This is a genomic window from Pantoea sp. SO10 (assembly GCF_005281435.1).
Taxonomy (GTDB): domain Bacteria; phylum Pseudomonadota; class Gammaproteobacteria; order Enterobacterales; family Enterobacteriaceae; genus Pantoea; species Pantoea leporis.
Map to the genome: position 1 here is coordinate 3,500,646 of NZ_CP040095.1, position 25,025 is coordinate 3,525,670.

The window sequence follows — 25,025 nt, forward strand, 5'->3', positions numbered from 1 at the left end:
CCGATACCAATAATAAGGTCCACCATGTTCAGCACTATTACATCAGGAATATTGTCACGCCTTGCGTGGCAAAAACGCGGTCACAGCAAGGCAACGCTCAGTTCATTACAAGATGCCATCGCCATGGTCGAATTCACCCCAGAAGGGAAAATCCTTACTGCCAACGAGCTGTTTCTCGAGCGCATGGGTTACACGCTCAAAGAGATTGTTGGTCAGCATCACAGCATGTTCTGCACCACAGATATGCTTAACTCGCCGCAATACCGTGACTTCTGGCGACGCCTGAATCGGGGCGAAGGCTTCAGCGATAAATTCCTGCGCCTCGCGAAACACAGCCGTCCTATCTGGCTGGAGGCGAATTATGTGCCGGTGCAGGATCGCAGCGGCCGCGTGATTAAAATCGTCAAGCTGGCGAGCGATATCACCGCGCGCATCATGGACGCGCAAGAGCAGCGCGCCATGACCACTGCGATTGAGCGTTCGATGGCGGTGATCGCCTTCAATCTCAAGGGGGAAGTGTTGATGACCAACGACAACTTCCTGAAAACCATGGGCTATAACGCGTCAGAAGTGATCGGCGTGCATCACAGCCAGTTCTGCCCGCCGGAGATGCGCAACAGCGACGAATATCGCCGCTTCTGGCACAAGCTGAATCAGGGCGAATTTATCTCCGGCCAGTTCCAGCGCGTGAATAAGCGCGGCCAAACGGTGTGGCTGCGCGCCACTTACAACCCGGTGTTTAACGAAACCGGCGAGCTGTACAAAGTGGTGAAGTTCGCCACCGATGTCACCGCGCAGGTGGAGAAGAATCAGCAAGAGCGCGACGCGGCGCAGCAGGCGTATCAAACCGCACTGCAAACCAGCGAAAGCACGCGCCTTGGCGCCACGGTGATTGAGAACAGCGTGCAGACCATGAATGATTTGGCGGGCGAGCTGCACGGCATTTCTGGTGATATCAACGATCTGAGTCAGTCGTCGGATCGCATTGGCGCCATTGTTGAGAGTATTCGCCGGATTGCCGATCAAACCAACCTGCTGGCGCTGAACGCCGCGGTGGAAGCGGCGCGTGCCGGTCAGCATGGTCGCAGCTTTGCCGTGGTGGCCAATGAAGTGCGCACGCTGGCAGCCAACATCAACCGCGCCACCACCGAAATTGAGAACATGGTGCAGCAGAACCATACGCTGGCGGAGAAAGCGCTGAAAGGTATCGCCTCCAACCTGAAACGCGCCGATCAGGGCGTGGGGTTGGCGAAAGAGGCTGGCGGCATGATGGCGGATATTCGTGACAGTTCCAGCGAAGTGGTGCGCGCGATTGGGCATGTTACCGCGACATTGCGAGAGGAGTGATGCGTTGCAGGTCGCAATGTACCGCGACCCCACAAACCAGGCGGCCTGACAATAACCTGCCAAGGCCGCATGGTTTAGTGCGCCGCCGTCGCCACCGGCGGCAGTGTGGCTTCCGGCATAAAAATGTGGTCGAGAATATTGCGCATCAGCGGCGCCGCCGTGACGCCTTCGTTGCCGCCGTTTTCAAGAATCAACGCCACCGCCACTTTGGGATCGTTAAACGGCGCAAACGCGGTGTAGAAGATGTGGTCACGCAGGCGCATCGGCGTCATTTTGGCGTTATACACCTGATTCTGTTTCAGGCTGAATACCTGCGAGGTGCCCGATTTCGCTGCAATGCCGTACGGCGCGGTGTGAAAGTATTTGTAGCCGGTGCCGTTCGGCGCATTCGCCATACCGAACATGGCGTGGCGCACCAGCGACCAATACGGCGATTTAGCATCGCCAATCTGCGGCTGCGGTAGTTTTGCCTGGTAGAGCTGCACCTCCTTGCCGCGCTGTGATTTCTCCAGCAGATGGGGATTGATCACACGCCCGTTGTTGATGAGCGCCACCATCGCTTTCACCATCTGAATCGGCGTCGCCACCCAATAACCTTGCCCAATGCCTACTGAAACGGTATCGCCCTGATACCACACGTGTTTGTGCACCTTCTGCTTCCATTCGCGGCTCGGCAGCAATCCGGCGTACTCTTCGTTAAGATCGATGCCGGTCGATTTGCCGTAGCCAAACTGGCTCAACATGGTGTGGATGCGATCGATGCCCATCATAAACGCCACCTGATAGAAGAAGCTGTCCGCCGACTCTTCGATGGCTTTGGTGACGTCCAGCATGCCGTGACCGGTTTTTTTCCAGTCGCGATATTTACGATCGGTGCCCGGCAGCGTCCAGGTCGGCGCGCCAAAGAGGGTAAAGCTCGGCGTGATGACTTTGGTCAGCAGCGCCGACATCGCCATATAAGGCTTCACGGTGGACGCTGGTGGATACAAGCCTTGCGTAACGCGGTTGATCAGCGGCAGGTCTTTATCCTGCAGCAGGGCTTTATAGGCTTTGTAGCTGATGCCTTTGACGAACGGATTGGGATCGTAACTCGGCGCGGAAACCATCGCCAGCACGCTGCCGTCGTGCGGATCTTCAATCAGCGCCGCCGCACGTTGCCCGGCTAGCTGACTCTCGACGTACTGCTGCAGATGCAGATCGAGCGTCAGCGTGATGTTCTGACCGGCCACCGGCGGCACCTCTTTCAGCACGCGCACGATGCGGCCGTGGTTATCCACTTCCACTTCCTGATAGCCGGTTTTGCCGTGCAGCAGCGATTCATAATAGCCTTCAATGCCCTGCTTACCGATGTTGTGGTCAGCCGCGTAGTTCTCGCCAACGCCTTCTGCGTTCAGGCGTTTGTAGTCGTTATCGTTGATTTTCGAAACATAGCCAAGCACGTGCGCCAGGTCGGCACCGTAAGGATATTCACGGTCCTGATAGGTATCGACGGTGACGCCGCTAAAGCGGAATTGATTGACGGCGAAGCGCGCTACTTCTTCGTCAGTCAGTTCCGCTTTCAGTTCAACCGGCTTGTAGCGGCTGTTCTGTTTGAGCTCGTGCTCGAAGGTTTCAATCTCTTCCGGCGTGAGATCGACAATCGGCGTCAGCTCTTTCAGCGTTTCCTGCATGTTGTCGATTTTGTACGGCGTGATATGAATGTCATACCAGCTGACGTTGCGCACCAGCGGAATACCGTTGCGATCAAAGATCAATCCACGCGTGGGCGCGATAGGGATCATTTTGATGTCGTTTTCGTTGGAACGCGTTTGGTAATAGCTGTGCTGATCGACCTGCAGGCGATACAGGTTGATGCCTAAAATGGTAAAGCAGATGACAACCAGGGCAAAAGCGACAATCGCACGGCGGGCAAACAGCTTTTCTTCTGCTTCGAAATTACGGAAATTCATCAGGTGGGCTTAGTCTCTTTGTTATCACGCTAATGATAAGCAGAGATTGTTTCAGAGCCAGCACGAAGATGCACAAGCCTGGGTAAAAGTGTGTCAGATGTTTACGGGATGGTGCGGTCTGGTGCCCTCACCCCGGCCCTCTCCCACCGGGAGAGGGAGAAAAAAAGCGCCGACTGGTCCCCTCTCCCGCGTGCGGGAGAGGGTTCGGGTGAGGGAAAAAATCAATCGCCCAGCAGCACTGACTCCAGCGCGATCTTAATCATATCGTTGAAGGTGGTCTGACGCTCTGCCGCCGTGGTCTGCTCGTGGGTGCGGATGTGGTCCGACACGGTACAGATGGTCAGCGCTTTCGCACCAAACTCTGCTGCCACGCCGTAAATACCCGCCGCTTCCATCTCCACACCCAGAATGCCGTACTTCTCCATCACGTCGAACATCTGCGGATCTGGCGTATAGAACAGATCGGCGGAGAAGATGTTACCCACGCGCGCATCAACGCCCAGCGCTTTCGCGGCATCAACGGCGTTACGCACCATGTCGAAGTCAGCAATCGCCGCGAAGTCGTGATCCTTGAAGCGCATGCGGTTCACTTTGGAATCGGTGCAGGCACCCATACCAATCACCACGTCGCGCAGTTTCACGTCTGCGCGCACTGCGCCGCAAGAACCGACACGGATAATCTTCTTCACGCCGAAATCGGTGATCAGCTCTTTGGTGTAGATCGAGCAGGATGGAATGCCCATGCCGTGACCCATCACCGAAATCTTGCGGCCTTTATAAGTCCCGGTGTAACCCAGCATGCCGCGCACGTTGTTCACTTCCACCACATCTTCGAGGAAGGTTTCAGCAATGTGCTTTGCGCGCAGCGGATCGCCTGGCATCAGCACGACGTCCGCGAAATCACCCATTTCTGCATTAATATGAGGCGTTGCCATGGTTATTTTCCTTATTAAATTTGGGGCGCTGTTTTACAGCATGCTCTTGCCGTAGTCCATGCTGGACAGGCCAAAATATTTTGCGATGGTCTGGCCGATATCCGCGAAGGTATCGCGGTATCCCAGCGATCCTGGCTTCACATTCGGGCCGTAGATCAGAATCGGAATGTGTTCACGCGTGTGCTCGGTGCCTTTCCAGCTTGGATCGCAGCCGTGATCGGCGGTGAGGATCAGAATGTCGCCCTCTTTCACCAATTCCATCAGCTCTGGCAAACGACGATCGAACAACTCCAGTCCGCCCGCATAACCGGCGATATCGCGACGATGTCCCCACGTTGAGTCAAAATCAACGAAGTTAGTGAACACAATCGAAGTATCTGGCGCTTTCTTCATCTGCTCGATGGTAGCGTTGAACAGCGCGTCTAAGCCGGTGGCTTTGACTTTCTGCGTGATGCCCTGCTCGGCGTAGATATCGGCAATTTTACCCACCGAAATCACTTCACCGCCCTTCTCATCAACCAGTTTTTTCAGCATGGTCGCTGAAGGCGGCTCCACCGCCAGATCATGACGGTTGCCGGTACGCTCGAAGTTACCCGCTTTGTCGCCAACGAACGGACGCGCAATCACGCGACCGATGTTGTAGCCACCATTGGTCAGCTCCTCACGGGCGATTTCACACAGTTCGTACAGACGATCAAGGCCAAAGGTCTCTTCATGGCAGGCAATCTGGAACACCGAATCCGCCGAGGTGTAGAAAATCGGCTTGCCGGTTTTCATGTGCTCTTCGCCGAGCTGGTCGAGGATCACCGTGCCCGATGAGTGACAATTACCGAGATAGCCCGGCAGATCGGCACGTTTCACCAGAGTATCCAGCAGCGCCTGCGGGAAGCTGTTCTCTTTATCGCTGAAGTAGCCCCAATCAAACAGCACCGGCACGCCGGCGATTTCCCAGTGGCCCGACGGCGTATCTTTACCGGACGACAATTCGCTGGCGTAAGCATACGCACCGATGATTTCCGCGTTGGGATCGAGGCCTGGCGGGAAACGACCGGTAGAGAGCTCAGCCGCTTTGCCGAGGCCCAGTTTGGTCAGGTTCGGTAAGTGCAGCGGGCCTTCGCGACCTTCATTGGCGCGGCCTTCGAAACAGGCTTCGGCGATATGGCCGAGCGTGTCCGATCCTTCATCACCGAATTTATCGGCGTCTTTGCTGGAGCCGATCCCGAAGGAGTCGAGAACCATAATAAAAGCACGTTTCATGCAAGTCTCCTGCGCAATGCGCGATGACAAGTCAAAAAAAAGCGATCAGATCAGTATACCCGAACGGCCGCTGCCTGGCACGAAGAAGCGCCAGTTATTCGCTAATGCGACGATAAACTACCGGCGTGATCGCTGGCGCAGTGTCGCTCAGCGTGATGGCTGCTTTAACGGCGGCGGCGGCCTGCTGCCACTGCGCTTCCGACGCAGCGTGGATAATTGCCAGCGGACGCTGCGCGTCAATCTGCGTGCCGAGCGTGGTCACGTCGCTCAAGCCCACGCTGTAATCAATGCTGTCGCTGGCGCGCTGGCGCCCCCCGCCGAGCGCAACCACCGCCATGCCGAGCGCACGCGTATCCATTGCGCTGACGATACCGGCGCCATCGCCGTATACCGCTTTGCTCAGCGTTGGCGCGGGCAGATAGCTGTCCATGCGCTCGATGAAATCTGCCGGACCCTTTTGCGCCGCCACCATGCGGGCAAACAGTTCAGCGGCTTTGCCGTTATCCAGCACCTGCTGCAGCTTTTGGCGCGCATCGGCGTCATTCTCAGCCAGTTTGCCGGAGATCAGCATTTCCGCGCACAGCGCCATCGTCACTTCCAGCAAGCGCGGATTGCGCGCCTCGCCTGTCAGGAACTGCACCGCTTCACGCACTTCCAGCGCATTACCGGCGGTAGAAGCCAGCACCTGATTCATGTCGGTGAGCAGCGCGGTGGTTTTACAACCTGCGCCATTGGCAACGCCAACAATCGCCTGCGCCAGATTTTCTGAGGCTTCGAAGGTCGGCATAAAGGCGCCGGAGCCCACTTTCACGTCCATCACCAGCGCATCCAATCCTTCCGCCAGTTTTTTGGCGAGGATCGACGCGGTGATCAGCGGAATGGAGTCCACGGTGGCGGTGATATCGCGCGTGGCGTAGAAACGTTTGTCGGCCGGCGCCAGCGAGTTGGTCTGACCGATAATCGCGATGCCGACGTCTTTAATGATCTGCCGAAAACGATCGTCGCTCGGGAAGATATCAAAGCCCGGAATCGCTTCCAGTTTATCCAGCGTACCGCCAGTGTGGCCAAGGCCGCGCCCGGAGATCATCGGCACATAACCGCCGCACGCTGCTACCATCGGGCCGAGCATCAGCGAAGTGACATCGCCAACGCCGCCGGTGGAGTGTTTATCAACAATCGGGCCGTTGAGATTGAGCGATTTCCAGTTCAGCACCGTGCCGGAGTCGCGCATCGCCATAGTCAGCGCCACGCGCTCGTCGAGCGTCATATCATGGAAATAGATGGTCATCGCCAATGCGGCAATTTGACCTTCCGAAACGCTGTTGTCGCGCACGCCGTTGATGAAGAAGCGAATCTCCGCTTCACTCAGCGCCTGGCCGTCGCGTTTTTTACGAATAATTTCTTGTGGCAGGAACACGGTTGCCTCCCTGAAGGGATAGAAATTGAAATGGTACGGCAGCTTGCACCTGCCGTAGCGGCGCGAAACCATCAGCGAAAGAGATTAATAACCGGCTTTGCTGGTCGCGGTTTCGTGGCCCAGCGTATTCAGCAGGCTTGCCAGCAGGCTGGAGGCACCGAAGCGGAAATGACGCGCATCCGCCCAGCCTTCACCCAGAATGTCGTCCGCCAGCTGCAGATAAAGCGCCGCGTCTTCTGCAGTGCGCACGCCGCCCGCCGGTTTGAAACCAACCTGCTGCTTCACGCCTTTGTCGCGGATCACTTGCATCATGATCGCCGCCACTTCTGGCGTCGCGTTGACCGGCACTTTACCGGTGGAGGTTTTGATGAAATCGGCACCCGCATCGATAGCGATTTCCGAAGCGGCACGAATCAGCGCTTCGTCTTTCAGCTCGCCGCTTTCGATAATCACTTTCAGCAGCACGTTCGCCGCCGCGCAGGCTTCTTTACAGGCTTTTACCAGCTCGAAACCGATATCGCGGTTGCCGGCAATCAGCGCACGATACGGGAACACCACATCCACTTCGTCAGCGCCGTAGGCGATGGCCGCGCGGGTTTCGGCCAGCGCGATCTCAACGTCATCGTTGCCGTGCGGGAAATTGGTGACGGTGGCGATGCGGATTTCCGGCGTGCCCTGCTCGCGCAGCGCTTTACGCGCTGCCGGGATGAAACGCGGATAGATGCAGATGGCAGCGGTGTTACCGGCTGGGGATTTCGCCTGACGGCACAGCGCGATCACCTTCTCGTCGGTGTCGTCTTCGTTCAGGGTGGTTAAATCCATCAGTTGCAATGCGCGCTGTGCTGATGCTTTCAGGTCGGTCATGATGCTCTCCAAAATTCAGATCGGCGGGCACAACCCACCGGGGAATGTGATAATTCTAACAACTACCGTGACAATGAATTGCGCTTCACGTCACACGAAAAAGAAAACCTGTCATTTAAATACAATTATTTAGTGATGATTATCACAAATAATCGCTAACCAGGCGGGAATGCGCCGTGATGGCCATTGTTATTATTATCACAAAAATGGACGCAAAAGTGTACTCTCAGCTTTATCAATGTAGCTAATCAGGCGTAAGGCAGCGTAAACGCAGAATCTGTCGGGTGAGAATCAGGCAGGCAAGGCGAACAGCTGCTGGCTGTTATGCCACAGCGCATCGGCGATCGCTTCAGGGGACTCGCTGCGTAACTGACACAGCACGTCAAACACATTGCGCGCCCGCTCGGGGCGATTGGGCTGCCCCTGAAATCCTTGCAGCGGCATATCGGGCGCGTCGGTTTCCAGTAACAACGCCTTGAGCGGCAGGTTGGCGATGGTGTTGCGGGTTTTACTGGCGCGTTCATAGGTGATGGTGCCGCCAACGCCAATGGCATAGCCAAGCTGAATAAAGCGCTCCGCCTGCTGCTGGCTGCCCGCAAAACCGTGTACCACGCCGCGACGTGGCAGATCGTGACGACGTAAATGCAGCGCTAATTGATCGTGGGTGCGGCGCGAGTGCAGGATCACCGGCAGATCGTATTGCTTCGCCAGCTTGAGCTGCTTATCGAGCAGCCGCGTCTGTTTGGCAAATTGCGTATCGTCCATATAGAGATCGAGACCGATCTCGCCGATCGCCACACGCTTGCTATCGGACTTTTTCAGCCAGCGCGCTAATTCATCAAGGTGCGCATCTTCCTGATGCTCAGCAATATTGATTGGATGCAGACCCAGCGCGGCATACAGCGCCGGATGCTGCTGCGCCAGTTGCGTCACAAGCGCGAAACGGCTGGCATCCACGCTCGGTACAATGATGCGTTCCACGCCGGCCTGCGCAGCGCGTGCAATGCTGGCGTGCGCATCATCAACGAACGGCGGGAAATCGAAGTGGCAATGCGTGTCGATAAACTTCATGCCAGCGAACCTTTATCAAAATCAGCATCGTTTTCCGCCAGCGCGGGCGTAATCAGCGGGCGATTGTCAGGCGCATTCGCCACGGCGGCTGGCGGCGTAACCGTGGTTGAACGCACCAGCGGCTCAGCATCACTCAACCATTGACCAAGCGTGGCGAGGAAATAGCGCCCGCTGCGGCGGCCTAAATGGTAATCCTGATTCAGCGATGACAAGCGGCTGCCAAGCGCCATGCTCGCCAGCGGTTTTGGCGGACAGATTTCGATGATGCGCAGATTATCCGGCGGCTGCTCGATGAACTGCTGAATCTCGCGATAGCTCTCTTCATGCTGATGCAAGATGTTGATCATCGGCTGCAATGCGCTGTCGGACAAAAAGCGCTCCATGCGTTTAAACCACTTCGGCGTGTAGGACACCTGCGACGGCACGGTGCGGATCACCACAATGGTGTCCGCGCCACGGCGCGCAGCTTCGCGTACCGGAATGGCATCGCTGATGCCGCCGTCAAGATAGCTCACGCCGTCCATCTGCACGCCGCTGCGGTAAAAACCGGGGATCGCGCTGGACGCTTTTAGGATGTCGTGCCAGTTGGTGCTGATCGGGTTGAAGTACTCGGCGCGGTAATCGTCGCTGCGGCAGGCGCACATATAGAATTCGCTGCCTTTGGCAAACAGCCCTTCGGCGGTGTTGAGCGCCAGCGGGAATTCCTGTTTAGTGATATCGATCAGCCAATCGAGATCGATAAGATGCCCGCCGCGCACGAATCGTAGCGGATCAAAAAACAGTTTGCTGGTGGTGTAACGGGAGATCACGCGTCGCGCGTAGCCAGGCTGGCCACAGACAAATGCCGACAGGTTTTGCGCCCCGGCCGAGGTGCCGAGTAACAGTTGAAAAGGATTGAAGCCTGCGCGTTGAAATTCGTCCAGCACGCCTGCGGTAAAGATGCCGCGCTGACCGCCGCCTTCGCACACCAAGGCGATTTTATTCGATTTAAAAGGAGTTAAAGCCAGCGGTTCGAATGAACCTAATGTCAACGGAATACGTGTGCCCAATGGATGTCCCTCAGTGTTGCTTGCTCTGAGGGAGTCGCCGAAGCAGCATCCCGGAGAACCAGTCATTGTCGTTCCCTGACCAATTGCTTCTGCAATCGTTGCGGCTTCGTAGTATGCCGCACAAGACCGGTCTCCGCTTTAGGTGACTCGCGGGTTAGCGTCTATTGAGACGCAAGTAGTCAGGGTCGTTTGCGCCCGGTAAACAGGCTCACGAGGAACAGAATAATACCGACAATGAAGACAATTTTAGCTGCCCATGCTGCCGTACCCGCCAGACCGCCGAAACCTAATGCCGCAGCAATCAGAGCGATGACCAGAAAGATAATACCCCAACGAAACATAAGCCTCTCCTTTACCATTGTGAAAATCGAACTGCTTATTTACACCTTTGTTTTTATTACGAAACGGCACCTGCTGGTGCCGAGTCGCTCGCGTTAAGATTTCACCTTCAGGTCATTCTTCACGCTTTTCACGCCTTCAATGGCTTTGGCGATCTTCTCAGCACGGTCGGACTGTGCCTGATTCGCCACTTCCCCTGATAACTGCACCACGCCGTCGGTGGTTTCAACCTTAACGTTGCGTGATGGCACGATATCATCTGCTAAAAGCTTAGCTTTAATTTCGCTGGTGGTTGCGGTATCGCCCGCATAACCTTTCAGAGAAGCATTTTTGCTGTCTTTAACGTGTAGTTTGTCGCTGACGGATTTCACACCTTCGACTTTCTGCACCAGCGCGACGGCTTTTTCAGCCTGATCCTGAGAAGCCACGAAGCCGCTCAGTGTCACCACGCCATCGTGCGTTTTGACGGAGATATCCGTGCTTTTAATTGCGTCATCATCCACCAGCGCCGCTTTGGCTTTAGCCGTGATGCCGCTGTCATCCATATAGCCATCGACTTTTTTCATAGAGCTATCGATCTTCGCACCCGCGCTGTCGGAGGTTTGCTGTGCTTTCTGCGACAGTGATTCATCTGCAAACGCCGCACCGCTCAGCAGAGCAGAACCGGCCAGGGCAGCAATCAGGGTTTTAGCAATCTTAGTCTTATTCATCGATATCATCCTTCTATCAGTTAACTCATCCGTTATCGCGGATGCGCCAGCAACGAACGGCGTTGCTGAGTTACTGGACGTAATGAAACCCGAAAGGTCTCTTTTCTCGTCCGACAGGATAATAGTAGTAGGGATTACAGCTTTTGCTGGCTCTTGTGGTTGATATATCGCCAAAAAGAGAAAAAAACAGCGGAATTAGGAGGAGTCTGTAACAAACAAAACAGGGCCAGTGAAAATCACAGGCCCTGCTGGTAGCGGCGATTAGTGCTCGCGCGTTTTGCGGAATCTCACGTCAGGATAGCGTTCCTGAGTGATGTTGAGGTTCACCATGGTTGGCGCGATATACGTGAGGTTATCACCGCCATCGAGCGCCAGGTTCACTTCGTTTTTACGCTGGAAATCGTCGAATTTCTTCGCATCATCACACTCAACCCAGCGAGCGGTTGAGACGTTGATGGCTTCGTAGATCGCTTCAACGTTGTATTCGCTTTTCAGGCGTGCCACCACCACTTCGAACTGCAGCACACCGACCGCGCCCACAATCAGATCGTTATTGTGCACCGGACGGAACACCTGCACCGCGCCCTCTTCCGACAGCTGAACCAGCCCTTTCAGCAGCTGTTTCTGCTTCAGCGGATCGCGCAGACGGATACGGCGGAACAGCTCTGGCGCGAAGTTCGGAATGCCGGTGAACTTCATGTTTTCACCCTGCGTAAAGGTGTCGCCAATCTGAATGGTGCCGTGGTTGTGCAGACCAATGATGTCGCCCGGATAGGCTTCTTCTACGTGCGAACGGTCGCCGGCCATAAAGGTCAGTGCATCGGAAATCACCACATCTTTACCGGTTCGCACCTGACGCAGCTTCATGCCTTTTTCGTACTTGCCGGATACCACACGCATAAAGGCGACGCGGTCGCGGTGCTTCGGGTCCATGTTTGCCTGGATCTTAAACACGAAGCCGCTAAATTTCTCTTCCTTTGCTTCCACCAAACGCGCGTCGGTGTTGCGCGGCATTGGACGCGGCGCCCAGCTAACCAGGCCATCCAGCATATGATCAACGCCGAAGTTGCCCAGAGCGGTACCGAAGAACACCGGCGTGATTTCGCCACTCAGGAACAGCTCCTGATCGAACTCGTGCGAAGCGCCCTGTACCAGCTCCAGCTCATCGCGCAGCTGCTGTGCCAGATCTTCGCCTACTGCGGCATCCAGTTCTGGATTCGCCAGCCCCTTAACAATGCGCACTTCCTGAATGGTGTGGCCTTTACCGGTTTGATACAGGTAAGTTTCGTCGTTGTAGAGGTGATAAACCCCTTTGAACAACTTGCCGCAGCCAATCGGCCAGGTAATAGGTGCGCAGGCGATCTTCAGCTCACTCTCCACTTCATCCAGCAGCTCCATGGGATCGCGGATGTCACGGTCGAGTTTGTTCATAAAGGTGATGATTGGCGTATCGCGCAGGCGCGTGACTTCCATCAGCTTGCGGGTACGATCTTCAACACCTTTCGCGGCGTCGATTACCATCAAACAGCAGTCAACCGCCGTCAGCGTACGGTAAGTATCTTCAGAGAAGTCTTCGTGTCCTGGCGTATCCAGCAGGTTCACGAGGCTGTCGCGATACGGGAACTGCATCACCGAGGTGGTGATGGAGATACCACGTTGTTTCTCCATCTCCATCCAGTCCGATTTCGCGTGCTGGTTGGAGCCGCGGCCTTTGACGGTACCGGCGGTTTGAATCGCCTGTCCGAACAGCAGCACTTTTTCGGTGATTGTGGTTTTACCGGCGTCCGGATGCGAGATGATCGCAAAGGTACGGCGGCGCGCCACTTCTTCTAAAAAGGAGGCATTAGACATTGAGTGAATTCTTCTTCAAGGGCAACACGCGGACAGCGCGCTGCGAATAAATCGTTTCGAGGTCATTCCGCAGGATAACGCGGCCAATGGCGACGCAGTGGCGTCGGTTCACAGCAAGAGGTGTGCGATCTACATTGGCGGCAGTCCTGAATCCCGTCAGCATTGAGGCGGCATAGCATACAATATTTCGCAGAAAGGGGGAATCGGTGCCCTAATAGCCCTCACCCTAACCCTCTAATCACCCCAACACCCGCACCACTGCCGCCTTGAAGATCTTCACCCCAATCTCCAGCGAGCTCAGCTCAAAGCGCATCTCAGGATGATGTAAACCCGGCACCAGATTGGTTCCCAATCCCCAGAAACCGGCTTTCACCTGCGGGTTTTTCACCGGATAATAGAAGAAATCTTCGCTGCCCGGCGTGGTTTTGGTATCCAGCAAACCGGCGTCGCCCAGCACGTCGACAATCGCCGCGCGAATCACCGCCGTGGCTTCTTCATGAATTTCTGCTGCTGGCATCTCTTTTAGCACCACCACGTCGGCCGTGGCACCCAGCGCCGCCACGCTGTGCTGAATCGCCAGCGTGACTTTCTCTTTCAGCACCGCCATTGGCGCGTTTTCCTGCGAACGCAGATCCCACACCACGCGCGCCTCATCCGGCACCGAGTTGGTCACGCCCGCATCGCACAGAAAGCGTGTAGCTTTCACGCTCCAGGTCAAACCCGGCGGCAGATGGATGGCGTTGACGGCCTGTACCGCTTGCACCGCCGCATCCAGCGCGTTGACGCCCAAATGCGGACGCGCCGCATGCGCCGGTGCACCTTTGATGGTGGCTTCCAGCGTGCTGCAGGCAGAGTAAATCACCGCTGGCGTCGCCTGTCCCACATGACACTCTTCCAGCGGACGCACATGGAAGCCGAGAATCATCTCCACATCCTCCAGCGCGCCGCCCTCAATCATCGCCAGCGCACCCGCACCGAGCTCTTCCGCCGGCTGGAATAGTAGCTTGAGCCGCCCTTTCTTGATCGCGCCCTCTTTCATCAGCTCTTGCGCTGCCGTCAGCACCACCGACGAATGGCCATCGTGGCCGCAGGTGTGACGCGCACAGGCTACGCCATCAATGATATGACCGAGCGCATCCATATCCGCACGCAGCGCCAGCACCGGACCGGGCACGCCGCTGTCGATTTCCGCCACCATGCCGGTGGTGTTATTGATGCCGCGCGTCACCTTAATTCCGGCGCTCTCCAGCTGATCGGCAATATAAGCAGAGGTTTTAAATTCCTGAAAACCCAGTTCGGGAATTTCATGCAGAAAATGGTAATGCTCTAAGACGTTCGACACCGCTAAGCTCCTGACAAGTAAAGGCAAGCCTCAGCATCGCCCGATGCGCAGCTATAATCAATCCAGCGTGAATGAAAATTAGTCAAAAGTGAGAACTCCTCGCATTCAACATGTGGAATAATTCCATTTACAATCAATAAGATAAATTCAACCTTTTTGCGAAAAACCCTTCACAAAAAAGTATAGATTGATGCATAATTCGCCGTACTTCACCTGACAAATTAAAAAGGACTCAGCCATGTTAACTGCTGAAATGACCTCGCGTTTAAACGACCAACTGAACCTCGAATTCTTCTCTGCCAACCTCTATCTGCAGATGAGCGCCTGGTGCTGCGATAAAGGCTATGAAGGTGCCGCCTCATTCCTGAAAATGCATTCTCGCGAAGAGATGCAGCACATGCAGAAGCTGTTCGATTACGTCAGCGATGCCGGCGCTTTGCCGGTACTGGGCAGCATTGCGGCGCCGGCGATTAGCTGGAATTCACTGAACGACGTGCTGGAAGAAGCGCTGAAGCATGAGCAGCTGATCACAAAAAAAATCAACGAGCTGGTGCACACCGCCTTAACCACCCAGGATTACTCAACGTTCAACTTCCTGCAGTGGTACGTTGCCGAGCAGCATGAAGAAGAGAAGCTGTTCAAAACCGTGCTGGATAAACTGGCGATGGTCGGCAACAAAGGCGAAGGCCTGTTCCTGGTGGACAAAGATCTCGGCCACATGTCCGTCGACGGCCACGGCGCATAATAATAAAGATTACACACAGCAAAAATTGAGAACGCCCGACATGTCGGGCGTTTTTTTATGCCTATTCCAACTCTTTCAACCGCAACTCCGACGGCTGCGGACGGCCAAAGAAATACCCCTGGAATAGCGTACAACCCTCTTCGCGCAGCCTGGCAAACTGCTCGCCGTTCTCCACGCCTTCAGCAGTAATCTGAATATCGAGGCTGCGGCTCATGCCGGTAATGGCGCGGATAATCGCCAGCGCCTCGCGGCTGTCGCCCATATCGTTGATGAACGACTTATCGATTTTGATTTTGTCGAACGGGAACGAACGCAAATAGCTGAGCGACGAGTAGCCGGTGCCGAAATCATCCAGCGCAATCTGCACGCCAAGCGTTTTCAAACTCTGCAAGGTGCGGATATTACCGAGCGTGTCGTCCAGCAGCACCGATTCGGTGATCTCCACTTCCAGCCGATGCGGCGCCAGCCCGGATTCCCGCAGCGCACCTTCCACCACCGACACCAGCGAGCTGTTTTTAAACTGCAGCGGCGACAGGTTCACCGACACCGATTGTTCGGTGTTCCAGCTCTGCGCTTCGCGGCAGGCTTCATACAGCGCATAGGCGCCGAGCATGTGAATCAAACCGGTCTCTTCAGCGATCGGGATGAAATCGTTCGGCATGATCAGCCCTTTGATCGGGTGATGCCAGCGCATCAGCGCTTCATAGCCGATGATGCCCTGCTCGTTGGTAATCGGCTGATAGTACAGCTTAAGCTGACGACCAGAAATCGCATCACGCAGATCGTTCTCAATCACGCGACGGCTGCGCGCCTGATTGTCCATCTCAATGGTGAAGTGTTCAAAGCGATTGCGGCCATTACGTTTGGCTTCGTACAACGCCATATCGGCGCAGCGCAGCATATGCTCCGGCGTGTTGGTGGCCTGCGAGGTGAGCGCGATGCCAACGCTCAAGCCCACCGACAGATTATGCCCTTCAACGTTGATCGGCGGACGAATCGCCTCGATTAGCCGCTGCGCCACCACCGCCGCTTCATCGGCAGCACGAACATTGGGTAACACGATGGCAAACTCATCGCCGCCAATGCGCGCCAGCGTATCGTGATCGCGCAGCGCGCTGCGCAGGCGTTTTGCGACCACGCGCAGCAGGTCATCACCAATCTGGTGGCCGAGTGCATCGTTGACGTTTTTGAAGTTATCAAGATCGAGACACAGCGTGGCGCTGACCTGGTGGTTCTGACTGTCGACGCGCAGCGCTTCACTCAGCTTCTGGCGGAACAGCACGCGGTTCGGCAGGCTGGTGAGATTGTCGTGATGTGCCATGTGACGAATGCGCGCATCGGCTTCACGCTGGTCGGTCACATCCTCAACAATCAGCATCACGTAGTTCTGACGCATATCTTTGCCGCTAATGGTGGTGGCGCGCGTATGCAGAATGCGCTCGCCGCCCGCCGTCAGCAGCAGCTGTTCGCGCGAGTGAATGCCTTCGCTGCGCAGCGCCACATCCGCCAGGCTGTTGAAGTAATCCCCCAGCTCCGCCGACATACATTCGTGCGGGCGCTTGTGCATGATCAACGCTTTGTTAATGCCAAACAGCTGCTCAGCTTTGTCATTCACCATCAGGATTTCACGGCTGATGGCATCTTCAACGATCACGCACGAGGGAATATTGCTGATGATGGTGTCGAGAAAACCCGACAGCTCCGACATTTTCGCGCTCTGCGACTGCGCCAGATCCCGTGCGCGCAGCAGCTGCTGCTCGTTCTCACGCCGTTCGGTGATATCGCGGGTAATTTTGGCGAAACCGATCAGTTTGCCGCTTTCATCATGAATCGCTTCGATAACAACGTGGGCCCAAAATGCCGAGCCATCTTTGCGGTAGCGCCAGCCTTCATCTTCAAAACGCCCGGTTTTCAACGCAATGCCGAGGTTAGCTTCGGGCGCATTGGCATGACGTTCCGCTGAACTGTAAAACACCGAGAAGTGCTGGCCGACAATCTCGTCAGCCAGATAACCTTTAGCGCGCTGTGCACCGTTGTTCCAGTTCACCACGCGGCCCTGCACATCCAGCATATAGATGGCGTAATCGCGCACGCCTTCCACCAGCAGACGGAAGTTCTTCTCCTGCTCGTGTTGTTTACGCAGCAGCGCCTGTTGTTCGGTGCAGTCGCGGGTGATTTTGGCGTAGCCAATCAGCTTGCCGGCATCATCACGGATTGCGTCAATGATGACATGTGCCCAAAACGCGCTGCCATCTTTGCGGTACCGGTAGCCTTCGTCTTCGAAACGACCGGTTTTGAAGGCGGTGGTGAGGTTTTTTTCCGGGATATGGTTTTTACGATCCTGGGCGCTGTAGAAGCGTGAGAAGTGCTGTCCAACAATCTCTTCGGCAACGTAGCCTTTCGCGCGCTGTGCGCCTACGTTCCAGTTTTCCACGTTGCCGTCCAAATCGAGCATATAGATGGCGTAATCACTGACGCCTTCCACCAGCATGCGAAAGCGCTGTTCCTGCTCGCGCTGTTTACGCTGCTGCTCTTGCTGCTCGGTGCAGTCGCGGGTGATTTTGGCAAAACCCAGCAGCTCACCAAACTCATCGCGGATGGCGTCGATCACCACATGCGCCCAAAACGCGCTGCCATCTTTACGGTAACGCCAGCCTTCGGTTTCAAAGCGCCCGGTTGCTGTCGCGGTCGCCAGTCCGCGCTGCGGCGCGCCGTTTTTACGATCGTCTTCGCTATAGAACAGCGCAAAATTCTTCCCTACGATTTCATCGGGCGTGTAACCTTTGGCGCGCTGCGCGCCGCTATTCCAGTTCGCCACCGTGCCATCGGGTTTGAGCATGTAAATGGCGTAATCCACCACGCTCTGTACTAAAAGTCGGTACATGACGTCAGAGTTATTATTCATTGTTATTCGCCTATTGCTGGGCTGGTATCGTCGAAACTTAAGAAAATTCTTAATTATCATGCAGACTTAAGCGCAAATACGCAGCGCTGACAAGCGCTATTCATCCGCAGACAAATGTTGGTAGGTAAGTTATCGGCAGTGGCGAGAAAATGTTCAGTAGGATCTTCACAAATCATCATACGTTGACGGCAGGCTGGCGTTACGCTTGCCACGGTAAAATGCCGTGCGGCAAGCGTCGCGTCAGGCGTGTGGCGACCGCCATTAATAAGCAAACCACCACAATCATCAAACAGCCCACCGCCGCCGCCAGCGACGCGGATCCGCCTTCGTCAAGGAATACGATGGTCGGTCCGATGGTTTGCGTTTGCGAGGTGACCAGCAGCACCGAAACCTGGATTTCGTTCAGCGCGGTGAGAAACACCAGCACGCTGCCCGCCAGCGCCGACGGTGCCGCCAGCGGCAATAAGATGTCGCGCATGCGGCGCAGAAAACCGGCACCGCACAAGCGTGCCGCTTCATCTAATGCTGGTTCCAGCTGGGCGAATCCGGCCAGCGTTGGACGCAGCACCAGCGCGAGGAAGTTCGCCAGATAAGCGGCAAGGATGATCCACACCGTGCCATACAGCGAGACATTGACGATCGGCAGCGGACGCAGGAAGAACAGCATCGCCGCCACGCCGGTGACAATGCCCGGCAGCGCGTAGGTCAGTTCACTCGCCAGCCACAATCCGCGCACTAATTGAGTTCGCCGCCAGCTGAGGAAATAGGCGAGAAACAGCGCGCAAACCGTTAAAATCAGCGCCGCCAGCGTGGTCAATCCGAGGCTGGTGAGAAACGCCTGCCGCACCGCCGGATAACCCCACAACGCGGCGCGGAAGTTCTCCAGCGTCAGCGTTTGCCAGCTGAGCGCCTGGCCAAAACCGCTGGTGAGCGCGGTGATCAACAGCGCGCTGAGCGGCAACAGCAAGGTCAGCGCCATCCACAGCCAGGCGACGCCCTCAACCGCCATACGCCCGCGCCCCAGCGATTGCTGCCACAGGCGCGGTGCACCGTTGACGCGCACATCATGGCGTCCGCCCAACCAGGCGCTGGCCGCCATGCCCGCCAGCGTAATCACCGCAATCAATAACGCATACACCGCGGTGTTTGGCAGCGCGCTCGCACCAATGCCATTCAACTGCTGATACACCAGCGTGATCAGCGTTGGCACGCGCGCCGGAATCCCCAGCATCGCCTGAATACCGAAGTTGCCCGCCGCCGCAACGAAGGTCAGCGCGGCACCGGCAAAAATCGCCGGGCGCGCCAGCGGCAGCACAATGGTGAACAGGATGCGCGCGCGTGACGCACCGCTGGCCTGCGCCGCTTCCACCAAATCGGCGGGCAAACGACGCAAACCGGCGCGCACGGTGAGGAACACCAACGGCGCATTGTGCGTGCCGAGCAGCAGCACAATGCCGGTTAAGGTGTAGAGCGGCTGCTCGCCGGGCGCAAACCACGGCAACTCCAGCGTGGCGAACAGCAGCGCCAGCGGACTGCTCGGAGCCAGCGCCTGCAGCCAGGCCAGCGCCGTCACCTGCGGCGGAATCATCAGCGGCAGGATAAACGCAAACACCCACGCGGTTTTGGCGCGCAGATCGCTAAGCGCCACCAGCCACGCAGCGGCGGTGCCGAGCACCACGGAAATCAGAGTAGAACTGAGCGCGATGAGCAACGTATTGCCGCTGGCGATCAACACGCGATCGCTCGCCAGCAGGCGCGTTAAGCGTGCGATATCCGGCACGCCGCTGGGCGCAATGGCGGTCCACACCAGCCGCATCAGCGGCGCCACCGACAGCAAACCAATCAGCAGCACCAGCAGCGCCAGAATCAGCCGTTCGCTGTTAACGCGCGGCGCTTTGCGCGTCACATTGCGCCATTCGTTGCTCAACACGCTCATGCTTAGCCACCAAACAGCGCGCTGAACCGATCGCGCACTGCCGCATCTTCTTTGATCGCTTTCGCCACGTCCGGCGACAGCAGCTTGATTTTATTGATCGGCGTGAAGCCTGCCGGTGCTGAGACGCGATCATCCACCGGACGGTTGCCCTGCTCGACCACCAGCTTCTGGCCTGGCTCGGAAAGCATAAAGTTAACGAAGGCTTTGGCGGCCGGCAGGTTGTGCGCGGTTTTCATGATGGCAACCGGTTCGGTGACATACGACACGCCCTCTTTGGGATAGACCAGATCCACCGGTGAACCCTTTTTCTTCGCCAGAATCACGTCGGCGTCGGTGATGATGCCGTACTTATCCAGCCCGCTGGCGACCGCCTTCAGCGCCGGGCCGTTGCCGCCCTGCGGCGCGATGCCGATGGCCGCTAGCTTCTTGTAGAAGCTCCAGCCAATCGACGGCGTGTTGATATCGGTGTGCAGCTTGTAGAGCGCCGCGCCGGAGTAAAGCGGGCTTGGTACCGCAATCTGCCCTTTGTTGGCTTCCACCGCCAGCGCGTTCCAGCTATCAATCGGCTGCGCATGCTGGGTGTTGTAGGCAATTACCGTGGCGATGATTTTGGTGCCGAAGAAGGTTTTGTCTTTGTCGTAAAACGATGGATTGATGTGGCTAAGCGGCGCATCGCTGTAGCTGTAGAGATGGTTTTCGTTTTTCAGCGCGCCGAGGTTGATGGCGTCGGCAATCAGCAGCACATCCGGCTTGGCTTCGCCGCTCATCATTTCGGTGCGCAGCACGTTCATTAACTGCGTGGTGCCGTTGCGCGTCCACTCGACCTGCACATTGGGATAGGCGGCTTTAAACGCATCCATGGTTTGCTGGGCAATTTCGGGTGCCTGCGAGGTATAAACCACCAATTTCCCTGCTGGCGCCTCGTCGGCAAAGCTGGCGGCAGAGATCACGAATCCACTGGCTAACATCAACACGTTGAACGTCGTACGCATAGCATTTCCCTGAAGGTTTAGAAGATTAAGAAGGAAGAATCCAGCCGTCACGCAGCGCCACACCCACGGTGGCGTCGACAACGGGTAAAGGCTGATCGGCCAGCAGCAGCGTGATGCTGCATTCGGGCGCGGCCAGCGGCGTCACGTTGAGCTGATGGTGGCCGCCGCGATAGATCACCCGCTGCACGCGTGCAGCAAACTGTGGTTCGCCCGGCGCGGCTAAGTGGAAATCGACTGCGTGAAAACTGGCTTGCGCCTGCGGCTGCGGGCACTGATGCGGCGCGCAGCGTAACGACACGCGCAGGCCGCACAGGGTGGCATAAGCGCGGCCCTCGCCGAGCGGTTCGATATCGCTGATCGGCAGCACTTTGCCGTCGTCAATAAAGCGCGCGACCATGGCGTTCGCCGGTTCGCGCCATAGCGTTTGCGGCGTGGCGAACTGCATCACACGGCCGGCATCCATCACCACGATGCGATCGGCCAGCGCCATCGCTTCATGCTGATCGTGGGTAATGTAGAGCAAGGTGGCGTGACTGTGATGATGGAAGCGGCGGAACTCCTCTTCCATGGTGGCGCGCAGGTGGACATCGAGGTTGGCGAGCGGCTCATCGAGCAGAACTAAGGTCGGTTGCGCCACTAAACAGCGCGCCAGCGCCACGCGCTGACGCTGACCGCCGGAGAGATCGGCGGGACGACGGGCGGCGAACGCTTCCAATCCCACCAGCTCCAGCGCCTGCTGCGTGCGGCGCTCGCGCTCGGCACGCGCGACGCCGTTCACTTTCAGACTGTAGGAAACATTTTCCGCCACCGTCATATGCGGCCATAGTGCGTAGCTCTGGAACACCACGCCAAGCTGACGATCTTCCGGCGGCAGATGCACGCCCGGCGCAGCGAAGCAGCGTTCGCCCACGTGGATCTCTCCGGCATCGGCGGTTTCAAAACCGGCCAGCAGGCGCAGCAAGGTGGTTTTGCCGCAGCCCGACGGGCCCAATACGGCGATAAATTCTCCCTGCGCAATCTGCAGTGAGATGTCTTGCAATACCGGCTGCGCCGCAAAGGATTTGCGCAGCCCGCGCAGTGTGATTGATGCCATGTTTCTGGCCTTTCGCTAACCGTCCGGCTAAGACCCTACGACACTGTGATGACGATTCCATGACATTGAAGCTGGTCGCCCTAAATGGCGTAATGCTTGTCTGATAAGCAGCGCGCTGACATCGCAGGGGTATCGCCCGCTAAGCATCCAGCAGTCTCAGAATGCCTGGCTTGGTTTTTCGAGAGTCTGCATTTATGCGCATCTGGTTGCCATGAATGGCAATCCCAGCGGATGGATAGCGATTTTGAGTTAAGGATACGCACCACTGCTGCAGCGCGGGTGTTGGGGCGACATCCTAACCCGCTGAACGAATGAGAGATTCCAGGGCGAGCCGCAGGGATGCGGCGAGAGGCGGCGCTGAGCAGGAGCGAATCGCCGCCGGTCCGTCAGGAATCGTGAATGAGTGAAGGCACCGCGAAGCGGCGGGTTGGGCTGGCGCAAGGCCCGGGAGTGCAGAGGGCGCGGCCAGGCGTCCTCTGCTCGGTCGCCGCACCGAAGTGCTGCAACTGCCCAGGTTCAAGGCGAACGAAAGCCGCTCCGTGCTTAACTAAGCGGCATGACGCGATTCACAGATGCATGCCGATATAACGCTCATAGCGCGCGGGCTTCACCCGCGTGAGATCCACCAGCACTAAGCCATCAATACAATTATTGAAATCCGGATCGCTGCCGAAATCGATAAACTGCACGCCGCCCGGCTCGCACACTTCGGAATATTGCTTGTAGAGCGTGGGAATGGCGGTGCCGAGATTCGCCAGCAGATGTTTCAACCGGCGTAAATCTTCGCTGTAATTATCGCCGGTGAACTGCGCCAGCACTTCCGGTAACGAGGCTGGATAAGGGCGGCGTGAAGTCGCCAGCGGCAGTTCGGTAGGGAAATAGAGACGATAGAACGCCACCAGCAGATCGCGCGCCGCCAGCGGCATGCCGCCCGAGATCGAGACCGGACCAAATAAGTAGCGGGTTTCGGGATATTTAGCGATGTAGGCACCAATGCCCATCCACAGATAATCGAGGCCGCGTTTGCCCCAATAGGCGGGCTGAATAAAACTGCGGCCCAGCTCCAGCCCCTGATTGATGATCGGCAACATGCGCTCGTCGTAGTGGAACAGGCTGTCGCTGTAGATGCCTTCCAGCCCACGACGCTCCAGCTGCTCGGCGCCCGGAATAAAGCGATAGGCACCGACGATCTCCAGCGCATCGTCGTCCCACAGAATCAGATGATAGTAATCGTCATCGTATTTATCGAGGTCGCGACGACGCCCGCTGCCCTCACCCACCGCGCGGAATGCCACTTCCCGTAAGCGCCCGAGTTCACGCAGCAGCGGCACCCAGCTGGCACCGTTGCGTCGCCACAGGTAGATCTGCTTGCCATCCGGCAGCGTGCCGAGTCGCTCGCTCTCCATCAGCGCTTTTTTCAGTTCGGCGCGATCTTCCGGCCGCGCAATCGCCGCTTCAGTCTGAAACAAGCCGCGTCGTCCCTGACCAATGCGATACAGATGTTTGCGCAGCCGCTTCGCCAGCTCTTTGCCCGGCGTGTGGCCATCATGCCAGTTGGCAAACGGGATCTGTTCGCCGATGTGTAACTTAATGCGCGAACCGCGCTGACGAAACATTTCGCGTACCAGCATCAGTAGCGCGAGCGGCGAGGCAATTTTTGCGGCGGCGTAAAATGCCAGGCTGTTGCGCCCCACCACGTGCACCGGCACGATGGGCGCGCGAGCGCGGGCCGCGAGGCGTAAGAAGCTGTGATGCCAGTGACGATCGCGCACGCCTCGGCTGGAAAGGCGCGACACTTCACCCGCCGGGAAGATAATCAGCACGCCCTGATTATCGAGATGCTGCTGCATGCGCGTTAGCTGTTCGCGGCTGGTACGGTTGCCCATGTTATCCACCGGCAACATCATGTTGTTGATCGGCTCCAGCATCATCAACATGCGGTTGGCGACAATTTTCACATCGCGTCGCACCTGCGAAACCGCCGCCAGCAATGCTAAACCATCCAGCGCACCGAGCGGATGGTTGGCAACAATCACCACCGGGCCACGCGTGGGAATCTGCTCCAAATCGCGCTCGCTCAGTTCACAGCGCACATCAAGATGCTCCAATACCTGCTCCACCATATCCACGCCTTTCAGGTGACGATAGCGGGCGGCAAATGCCTGGAATTCATGTTCGCGAACGGCCCATTTCAGGGCGCTTTTCTGCCAGTTTGCCGGTTGATGACCTGGCCAGTAGGTATCGAGAAGCTGATCAACGGAAAACATCATTCACCTTTTACACGCAGCGGTTTATCGCTTCGACGTTAAAACGGCTTGTTTTCAGATTTATGACTGCGGCGTCGTGAAAGCCTAAAAAGCAGCCACTTGCATTGTTCTTGCGCATAAAAAACAAAAACTGACCTTAAAACCCCAAATTCAAGACATGACTTAAAGCTTATTGTTAAGCAGCGTGAATTAATCTGGTCACACCAGTTAAATTGTTTGTTAAAGGGTGTTTTAACTTTGCGTTTATTTTTTATTTTTTCCTCTGGGCTACACATATGATTCATTCGGTATTTATTGTTGATGACCATCCGTTAATCTGTACGGGCATTCAGGCATTACTGCAGTCATATCACTACGCCATTGCTGGCACTGCTAATAAAAGCGATCTGTTAATAACCGAGCTGCATAGGACACGTCCGGACGTTTTACTGCTCGATCTCACCATGCCTGGACGCGCTGGCATTCCGTTGATTACGGACATCAAGCGCGCGTTGCCAGACCTCAAAATCATTGTTTATACCGCTTCAGAAAGCCTTTTTTATCAACGATGTTGCTTGCAATTAGGCGTGGAAGGCTATGTGTGTAAACGCGGCAATTTAGACACTCTCCTTACCGCAATAAAAGAGGTGGAATGTGGTAAGCGTTTTTATCCGGTAACGGAGGAAGCGGCCGAGGTAAACGAGTTAATTGAGAGTGAAAAATTGATGAGCCTGACGCGCCGGGAACTGATGGTGTTGGTGAAACTGGCGTCGGGAATGACAAATAAAGAGATCGCCTCACAATTACAACTCAGTAGTAAAACGGTGAGTACCTATAAAATAAAAATCCTGCGTAAATTAGGTTTAAAAGGGATTAGTGGCATTAATATGACAGCAAAATTGAATGAGTTAGTGTGAAAGATCGGGTCGCCATTCATGAACTGCACCCCAAATGTTGGACCATAATCTGACATTGAA

General features: G+C 56.4%; 19 protein-coding genes. 3 read left to right on the plus strand and 16 right to left on the minus strand.

The features are described 5' to 3' along the window. Positions 1-24: 24 nt before the first annotated feature. Positions 25-1,347, plus strand: a complete 1,323-nt coding sequence (locus FCN45_RS23845) for a PAS domain-containing methyl-accepting chemotaxis protein (RefSeq protein ID WP_137386478.1) — start codon at positions 25-27, stop codon at positions 1,345-1,347. Positions 1,348-1,421: 74 nt separating this feature from the next. Here the strand turns inward: FCN45_RS23845 and mrdA are convergent, their stop codons facing one another. The 11 genes from mrdA to FCN45_RS16140 form a co-directional block, all read right to left on the minus strand. Next, positions 1,422-3,296: a penicillin-binding protein 2 gene (gene mrdA, locus FCN45_RS16090; RefSeq protein ID WP_137386479.1), complete on the minus strand. Its 1,875-nt coding sequence runs from the start codon at positions 3,294-3,296 to the stop codon at positions 1,422-1,424. A gap of 221 nt (positions 3,297-3,517) precedes the next feature. After that, a complete protein-coding gene (deoD, locus tag FCN45_RS16095; RefSeq protein WP_008103284.1) occupies positions 3,518-4,231 on the minus strand; it encodes a purine-nucleoside phosphorylase in 714 nt (237 codons plus the stop codon). Between the two features lie 33 nt (positions 4,232-4,264). Beyond that, positions 4,265-5,488: a phosphopentomutase gene (gene deoB, locus FCN45_RS16100; RefSeq protein WP_101761829.1), complete on the minus strand. Its 1,224-nt coding sequence runs from the start codon at positions 5,486-5,488 to the stop codon at positions 4,265-4,267. Between the two features lie 94 nt (positions 5,489-5,582). Next, positions 5,583-6,905, minus strand: coding sequence for a thymidine phosphorylase (gene deoA / locus FCN45_RS16105; protein WP_137386480.1), 1,323 nt, complete (start codon positions 6,903-6,905; stop codon positions 5,583-5,585). An 84-nt stretch (positions 6,906-6,989) separates the two neighbouring features. Next, a complete protein-coding gene (deoC, locus tag FCN45_RS16110) occupies positions 6,990-7,769 on the minus strand; it encodes a deoxyribose-phosphate aldolase (protein WP_137386481.1) in 780 nt (259 codons plus the stop codon). A gap of 291 nt (positions 7,770-8,060) precedes the next feature. Next, positions 8,061-8,840 carry a TatD family hydrolase gene (locus tag FCN45_RS16115; protein WP_137386482.1) on the minus strand — a complete coding sequence of 260 codons (780 nt, stop codon included), beginning with the start codon at positions 8,838-8,840 and terminating at the stop codon, positions 8,061-8,063. After that, positions 8,837-9,889: a patatin family protein gene (locus FCN45_RS16120; protein WP_110867276.1), complete on the minus strand. Its 1,053-nt coding sequence runs from the start codon at positions 9,887-9,889 to the stop codon at positions 8,837-8,839. Before FCN45_RS16120 ends, FCN45_RS16115 begins: the two co-directional genes overlap by 4 nt. Before the next feature lie 179 nt (positions 9,890-10,068). After that, positions 10,069-10,230, minus strand: a complete 162-nt coding sequence (locus FCN45_RS16125; RefSeq protein ID WP_007893192.1) for a DUF1328 domain-containing protein — start codon at positions 10,228-10,230, stop codon at positions 10,069-10,071. A gap of 93 nt (positions 10,231-10,323) precedes the next feature. After that, positions 10,324-10,938 carry a molecular chaperone OsmY gene (gene osmY / locus FCN45_RS16130; protein WP_101761824.1) on the minus strand — a complete coding sequence of 205 codons (615 nt, stop codon included), beginning with the start codon at positions 10,936-10,938 and terminating at the stop codon, positions 10,324-10,326. A gap of 261 nt (positions 10,939-11,199) precedes the next feature. Next, on the minus strand, positions 11,200-12,789 hold the full coding sequence (gene prfC, locus FCN45_RS16135; protein WP_101761823.1) for a peptide chain release factor 3: 1,590 nt from the start codon (positions 12,787-12,789) through the stop codon (positions 11,200-11,202). A gap of 238 nt (positions 12,790-13,027) precedes the next feature. Further along, complete coding sequence (locus tag FCN45_RS16140) at positions 13,028-14,131, minus strand: amidohydrolase (protein ID WP_137386483.1); 1,104 nt, start codon at positions 14,129-14,131, stop codon at positions 13,028-13,030. Positions 14,132-14,369: 238 nt separating this feature from the next. Between FCN45_RS16140 and ftnA the strand changes: the two genes are divergently transcribed. Next, a complete protein-coding gene (ftnA, locus tag FCN45_RS16145) occupies positions 14,370-14,876 on the plus strand; it encodes a non-heme ferritin (RefSeq protein ID WP_137386484.1) in 507 nt (168 codons plus the stop codon). A 61-nt stretch (positions 14,877-14,937) separates the two neighbouring features. Here the strand turns inward: ftnA and FCN45_RS16150 are convergent, their stop codons facing one another. The 5 genes from FCN45_RS16150 to FCN45_RS16170 all read right to left on the minus strand — a co-directional run bounded on the left by FCN45_RS16150 (position 14,938) and on the right by FCN45_RS16170 (position 24,069). Beyond that, positions 14,938-17,781, minus strand: a complete 2,844-nt coding sequence (locus tag FCN45_RS16150; protein ID WP_137386485.1) for a bifunctional diguanylate cyclase/phosphodiesterase — start codon at positions 17,779-17,781, stop codon at positions 14,938-14,940. Between the two features lie 199 nt (positions 17,782-17,980). Then, positions 17,981-19,717: an iron ABC transporter permease gene (locus tag FCN45_RS16155; RefSeq protein WP_137386486.1), complete on the minus strand. Its 1,737-nt coding sequence runs from the start codon at positions 19,715-19,717 to the stop codon at positions 17,981-17,983. A 2-nt stretch (positions 19,718-19,719) separates the two neighbouring features. Then, positions 19,720-20,685: an ABC transporter substrate-binding protein gene (locus FCN45_RS16160; protein WP_225608357.1), complete on the minus strand. Its 966-nt coding sequence runs from the start codon at positions 20,683-20,685 to the stop codon at positions 19,720-19,722. 49 nt (positions 20,686-20,734) lie between these two features. Beyond that, on the minus strand, positions 20,735-21,802 hold the full coding sequence (locus FCN45_RS16165; protein ID WP_137386488.1) for an ABC transporter ATP-binding protein: 1,068 nt from the start codon (positions 21,800-21,802) through the stop codon (positions 20,735-20,737). Positions 21,803-22,368: 566 nt separating this feature from the next. Continuing rightward, complete coding sequence (locus FCN45_RS16170) at positions 22,369-24,069, minus strand: lysophospholipid acyltransferase family protein (RefSeq protein WP_101761816.1); 1,701 nt, start codon at positions 24,067-24,069, stop codon at positions 22,369-22,371. Between the two features lie 275 nt (positions 24,070-24,344). Between FCN45_RS16170 and FCN45_RS16175 the strand changes: the two genes are divergently transcribed. Continuing rightward, positions 24,345-24,965, plus strand: coding sequence for a response regulator transcription factor (locus FCN45_RS16175; RefSeq protein ID WP_101761815.1), 621 nt, complete (start codon positions 24,345-24,347; stop codon positions 24,963-24,965). Positions 24,966-25,025: the final 60 nt, after the last annotated feature.

Excerpts from the sequence above, each read along its gene's own strand:
- FCN45_RS16160 (WP_225608357.1), bottom strand. The coding sequence starts at position 20,685 with ATGTTAGCCAGTGGATTCGTGATCTCTGCCGCCAGCTTTGCCGACGAG.
- FCN45_RS16165 (WP_137386488.1), bottom strand. The coding sequence starts at position 21,802 with ATGGCATCAATCACACTGCGCGGGCTGCGCAAATCCTTTGCGGCGCAG.
- mrdA (WP_137386479.1), bottom strand. The coding sequence starts at position 3,296 with ATGAATTTCCGTAATTTCGAAGCAGAAGAAAAGCTGTTTGCCCGCCGT.
- FCN45_RS16115 (WP_137386482.1), bottom strand. The coding sequence starts at position 8,840 with ATGAAGTTTATCGACACGCATTGCCACTTCGATTTCCCGCCGTTCGTT.
- deoC (WP_137386481.1), bottom strand. The coding sequence starts at position 7,769 with ATGACCGACCTGAAAGCATCAGCACAGCGCGCATTGCAACTGATGGAT.
- osmY (WP_101761824.1), bottom strand. The coding sequence starts at position 10,938 with ATGAATAAGACTAAGATTGCTAAAACCCTGATTGCTGCCCTGGCCGGT.
- ftnA (WP_137386484.1), top strand. The coding sequence starts at position 14,370 with ATGTTAACTGCTGAAATGACCTCGCGTTTAAACGACCAACTGAACCTC.
- deoB (WP_101761829.1), bottom strand. The coding sequence starts at position 5,488 with ATGAAACGTGCTTTTATTATGGTTCTCGACTCCTTCGGGATCGGCTCC.
- FCN45_RS16155 (WP_137386486.1), bottom strand. The coding sequence starts at position 19,717 with ATGAGCGTGTTGAGCAACGAATGGCGCAATGTGACGCGCAAAGCGCCG.
- FCN45_RS23845 (WP_137386478.1), top strand. The coding sequence starts at position 25 with ATGTTCAGCACTATTACATCAGGAATATTGTCACGCCTTGCGTGGCAA.
- prfC (WP_101761823.1), bottom strand. The coding sequence starts at position 12,789 with ATGTCTAATGCCTCCTTTTTAGAAGAAGTGGCGCGCCGCCGTACCTTT.
- FCN45_RS16170 (WP_101761816.1), bottom strand. The coding sequence starts at position 24,069 with ATGTTTTCCGTTGATCAGCTTCTCGATACCTACTGGCCAGGTCATCAA.
- FCN45_RS16175 (WP_101761815.1), top strand. The coding sequence starts at position 24,345 with ATGATTCATTCGGTATTTATTGTTGATGACCATCCGTTAATCTGTACG.
- deoD (WP_008103284.1), bottom strand. The coding sequence starts at position 4,231 with ATGGCAACGCCTCATATTAATGCAGAAATGGGTGATTTCGCGGACGTC.
- FCN45_RS16125 (WP_007893192.1), bottom strand. The coding sequence starts at position 10,230 with ATGTTTCGTTGGGGTATTATCTTTCTGGTCATCGCTCTGATTGCTGCG.
- FCN45_RS16150 (WP_137386485.1), bottom strand. The coding sequence starts at position 17,781 with ATGAATAATAACTCTGACGTCATGTACCGACTTTTAGTACAGAGCGTG.